This window comes from Ignavibacteriota bacterium (assembly GCA_016218045.1).
Taxonomy (GTDB): Bacteria; Bacteroidota; Ignavibacteria; order SZUA-365; family SZUA-365; genus JACRFB01.
The window spans coordinates 1-5,020 of sequence record JACRFB010000034.1; the positions used below are offsets into that span (position 1 = coordinate 1).

Genomic DNA, 5,020 nt, shown 5'->3' on the forward strand with positions numbered 1-5,020 from the left:
AGAGCGGCATCGGTTTCTCGAAGTCGATCAAACTCTCGCTCGTGAAATAACACCTGCGACACGGCCGGCCGTGGAATCCACGGTCCGGCCGTTGCTTTCATATTCTCCCCTGCAACGGGCGCGGCTCTCGCCGCGCCCGTTGTTATTGCATGGCCGATCTTCATGAAACATGCACACCGATGGATTTCACCGAGGGCATTTGTTTATGTACTGGTAAATGCACGATTTTTGCAGCCGACATATAATTTCGACCCGCATCGACGGTCTGATCCCGGCTGCAAGGGCATCCCGCAATACGGCGCTTCGAGATTTTCTCCATCACGTTTTTTCTCATCTCATCTTTTGGAGGAGCGATGGTTACAAGAAGCACGGTTCTGCAATTCATCACTCGAAGCCGAGGCATGGCCGCCATGATAGCGGTGCTCCTATGTTTCGGCACAGTGGCGTTGGCGCAAACACCCGCCTTCTACAACACGGCGGCGAATTCTACCACCAATGCGTATCCCTTCAACACGACATCGTCGATGAAGGTGGAACAACATTACCTCGCGGGCGAATTCGCGGGTGCCTACGCAGGCAATATCACCAAGGTGTACTGGATGGGCGATGCAGCCGTCTCTCCAACGTACACGAATTTGAAAATCTGGCTTGGTCAAACCACCGGGACATTCGGGACCAGTACAACGACGTATGCAACGACGGGCATGACGCAGGTGTACAATGCGGCATCCACACCTGTAACTGTACCCGGAGCGAACTCCTGGTTCGGAATAACACTGCAGACGCCTTTCCCGTACAATCCCACCCAGTCGCTCATTGTCATCTTCTGCCATGAGGGCTACAGTGGAACAGGTATCGGACTGCGATATCCGGGAACATCCACGGTGCCACCGTATCGCCGCATCTATGGTCCTGCGTGCAGCAGCACTGCCGGCAGCGGCACAGACGGCGCGGGTTACAACTTCGGTTTCGACCTCGCCTCTCCGAACTTCAACGACGCCGGTATTTTCGGCCTGGTATCGCCAGTCAACTTCTGCGCCGGCAGCTACGACATCCAGGTAAAGCTGATGAACTTCGGCAAGCAGAACCTGACCAGCACCACAATCAAATGGACCTACGACGGTGTACCTGAGAGCGACTACTCGTGGAGCGGTAACCTCGCGCCTCTCAGCGAAACCACTGTGACACTTGGCACCAAGAACTTCGCAGCAGGCGTCAACCACCCGCTGAAAGTCTGGACGCAACTCCCGAACAATGTTCCCGACACGGGCGTGTTCAACGATACACTGAAAGCAAACCTCAAACCTGCACTCAGCGGTACATTCACGATTGGAGGAGCAACTCCAAATTACGCTACCTTTTCTGCGGCGGCGGCTGATCTTGTCGCCAATGGTGTTTGCGGACCCGTTGTATTCAACGTCCGTCCGGGTACGTACACCGAACGGGTGAATCTGGGAATAATTCCCGGGACCTCTAACACAAACACCGTAACGTTCAAATCCGAAAACGGTAACAGGACCTCGGTCATTGTGCAATACGCGCCGACGGGGACCGGTGATCTCGGAACAGTGAACATGGGTGGTGCCGACTGGGTGACGTTCAGGGACATGACCATCCAATCGACAGGAACCACCTACGCGGCGGCCGTGCAGTTTGCGGGCGGATCCGATAACAACCGCTTCATCAACAACGTGCTCAAGGGCTACGCCTCGGCGACCACATCCACCTATCAGGCCGTCATTTATTCACCCTCGCCCTCTCTTGACAACAACAACAGCTTCATCGGCAACTCGATTGAAGGCGGCGCGTATGCGGCGTACTGGTACGGCACAGGCACGGGCGAAACAAACACGCTGTTCGATGGCAACATGATGACGGGCCAGTACTACATGGGCCTTTCAATGTATTACCAGAACACCCCGATCATCCGCAACAACACGTTGAACATGACGTCGACCTATTCGACGAATTATCTGTATTACCTGTACTATTTCTACGGGCCGTACCAGGTCACCGGCAACAAACTTATCGGCCTCACAACCACGGGCACCAAATACGGCATGTATCTTTACACCAATGGAGCGACAAACACTGCCGCGTCCGCACCGTTGGTGGCAAACAACTTCATCGCGCTCGACGGTGGAGCGTCCGTGTCGTACGGTATCTGGCTGTATTACGGATCCTTCACGAACGTCTTCCACAACACGGTGTACATCAACAGCTCGAGTACAACCTCGCGCGGCCTGACGATTTACTACGGCACCGACAACAAGTCGTGGAATAACATCTTCTACAATCCCCTCGGCGCGATGAGTTACTATTTCCTCGACAACGTCGCGCAGACGACGATGGATTATAACATCCACTACACGACGGGCACCAATCTCGCCTACCTCGGCGGGTCCTACGCCACGAATATCGGCGCGATGCAGACCCTGCTCGGAAGCGGTCGCGAGATGAACTCGAAAGTTAAAATCGTCAACTTCGCAAGCCCCACCACGGGCGACCTGCATCTCGCCGGCGCGTCGCAGAACGACATGGGCCTTGTAGCCACCTTGCTCCCGCAGGTGACCAACGACATCGACAACGATCCGCGCGTGCTTCCGTACGCCGGTGCCGATGAGGCATGCTATATTCTCGGCAACAAGGTCAGCTACGAATTGCGTGATGCCAACGGTGCAAAGCTCTCGTACATCAACGCCCCCGGCACCGTGTACGTGTATTACAGCATCGACTTCCCGGCGACGGCCTTCACCTTCACCGGTACGCTGAAGCTCTACGATGTCACAACAAACGCGCTGGTCTTCCAGTCGCAGTTCCAGGGAAGTAAGCTCGCCGGACAGGCCGCCACGGGTACCGCGCAGATCACTATCCCCAGCACTGTCGCGCCAAACACATATCGGGCTGAAGTCATTTACAATATGCCCAACTCTTGCGGCTACTTCGTCGACTTCACGGCCGGTGCCGGTGTATTGCTTGTTATTCCGCAGGGTATGGTTCCGTGCGTGGTGTGGCCGGGTGACGTGAACAACGATGGCATCGTCAACTACGGCGACCGCAGCGCCCTCAACCGCTACATCTCGAATGCCAACCTGCGCGCCACCTGGCTGCAGGGTCCGGCGCGTTACCGCGTCGACTTCGCCACCAACCCCTTCACCTACTACACGTGGGAAGGACAGGTGGCAGTGCCCTGGCAAACGCCCGACGGTTGTTACATGGATACCGACGGCAGCGGTGCGATCAACAACTTCGACTACCTGGCCATGAAGCTCAACTGGATGAAGACTCACGGAACGCCCAAGGGCGGAACGAACGGCTTCTCGCCCGAGAACTTCGACATGGATCAGAACTATCCGAATCCGTTCAACCCGACGACCACGATTCGTTTTGCGGCGCCCGAGCGTGCAACAGTGCGCCTCGTCGTCACGGATCTGCTCGGCCGCGAGATCACGAAGCTGGTGAACGGCTCGGTGGACGCGGGCGTACACACGGCAACCTTCGATGCGGCGACGCTCGAGAGCGGCCAGTACATCGCCACGATCACCATGACGGGCATTGAGAGCGGCATAAACTTCTCGAAGTCGATCAAACTCTCACTCGTGAAATAACATTGCCGTTTTCTCCATACCTGGCAACAGTTGCTCGTCGTCAGTGATGTAATGGAATTGCGACATTCGGGCATCTCTTCTGATGCTCTTGCCACAGGCCGGGATCGTAAGATCCCGGCTTTTTATATTGGATTGGGTGTACTTCTATTTCCGACTGTTAAGTCCGCTAAGTTGCTGAAATCAATGATTTGCGAATATCATTCTCACTTCCCGATATTCGTATCCGTGGTGATTTCGATCCGCTCTTTGTGATCGTCCGCAGAACTATACGAGTCCGGATAAAAGTCCATTGTGGATTTTTGTTAGACGCGTTTTGTCGATATCACAAACCCATTTCCGGAGGACACATGGAGAGGAGAGGTACCGCTATTCCCATGAGCAGAAGGCTGAATTTTGCAGCCCTCTTCTCGTTGGTGTTGTTAATCGCCGCAACCACGCAGTTACTTGCACAGACCCCCTCGTATTCCGTCAGTGGCGGAACGGGTGGAAACGCCATTCCGTTCAATCCGAACGGCTCAATGTCGTCTTTCTCCCGCTGGCAGGGTTTTTATATGCCGGGCCAGTTTACCGGTGCGTACGCGGGTAACATCACGCATGTGTATTTCCGAGTCTATACGGCCTCGAACCAACCGCTCACGACGTATACCAACCTGAAAATTTCCCTCGGCCAATTGAGCGGTACGACATACCCGACAACATGGCACACCGGTATGACTCAGGCGTTTTTCCAGGCGAGTTATACAGTGCCAGCAACGAATGCCGGCAACTGGTTTGTGATCCAACTCCAGACGCCCTTCCCGTACAACCCTGCAAATTCACTCGTCATCGAAGTCTGTTCCGACGGAACAACAACGGGTGGAATCACCATCTCGACATTCTCGAACTCATCACCGCCAAATCTGACCCGTGTCTATGGCGGCTCCGGTTGCAGCGGAACAGTCGCCGGCTCGAGCCAGACCCGCACCGATTTCGGTTTCGATCTCGCATCACCGAACTTTAACGACGCGGGTCTTTCCGCGCTCTTGTCGCCCGTCAACTTCTGCGCCGGCAACTACGACATCCAGGTCAAACTGATGAACTTCGGCAAGCAGAACCTGACCAGCACCACGATCAAGTGGACCTACGACGGCGTACCTGAGAGCGACTACTCGTGGAGCGGCAACCTTGCGCCGCTCAGCGAAACCACGATCACACTCGGCAGCAAGAACTTCGCCGCGGGTGTCAATCACCCCTTCAAGGCATGGACACACATGCCCAACAACGTGCCCGACACCGGCGTCTTCAACGATACACTCAAGGCAAATCTCAAACCCGCTCTCAGCGGCACCTTCACCATCGGCGGTGCAACACCGAACTACGCCACCTTCGCGGCCGCTGTGGCGGATCTCGTGGCCAACGGTGTGTGCGGACCC

At 55.7% G+C, this 5,020-nt stretch carries 3 protein-coding genes; 2 read left to right on the forward strand and 1 reads right to left on the reverse strand.

All coding sequences use genetic code 11. From position 1 onward, the window contains the following. Positions 1–160: 160 nt before the first annotated feature. Positions 161–412, reverse strand: a complete 252-nt coding sequence (locus HY962_09210; protein ID MBI5647103.1) for a hypothetical protein — start codon at positions 410–412, stop codon at positions 161–163. Here HY962_09210 and HY962_09215 point away from each other — a divergent pair. Both HY962_09215 and HY962_09220 read left to right on the forward strand, forming a co-directional pair. Further along, the gene (locus HY962_09215) at positions 402–3,608 is read left to right on the forward strand and encodes a T9SS type A sorting domain-containing protein (protein MBI5647104.1); all 3,207 of its coding nucleotides are present in this window, start codon (positions 402–404) and stop codon (positions 3,606–3,608) included. The two genes, HY962_09210 and HY962_09215, sit on opposite strands and share 11 nt — an antisense overlap. Positions 3,609–3,982: 374 nt before the next feature. After that, on the forward strand, positions 3,983–5,020 hold a 1,038-nt coding region (locus HY962_09220; protein ID MBI5647105.1), incomplete at its 3' end, for a hypothetical protein.

Bases quoted from the DNA above. Each gene is read 5' to 3' on its own strand.
- HY962_09215 (MBI5647104.1), top strand. From the start codon at position 402: ATGGCCGCCATGATAGCGGTGCTCCTATGTTTCGGCACAGTGGCGTTG.
- HY962_09210 (MBI5647103.1), bottom strand. From the start codon at position 412: ATGGCGGCCATGCCTCGGCTTCGAGTGATGAATTGCAGAACCGTGCTT.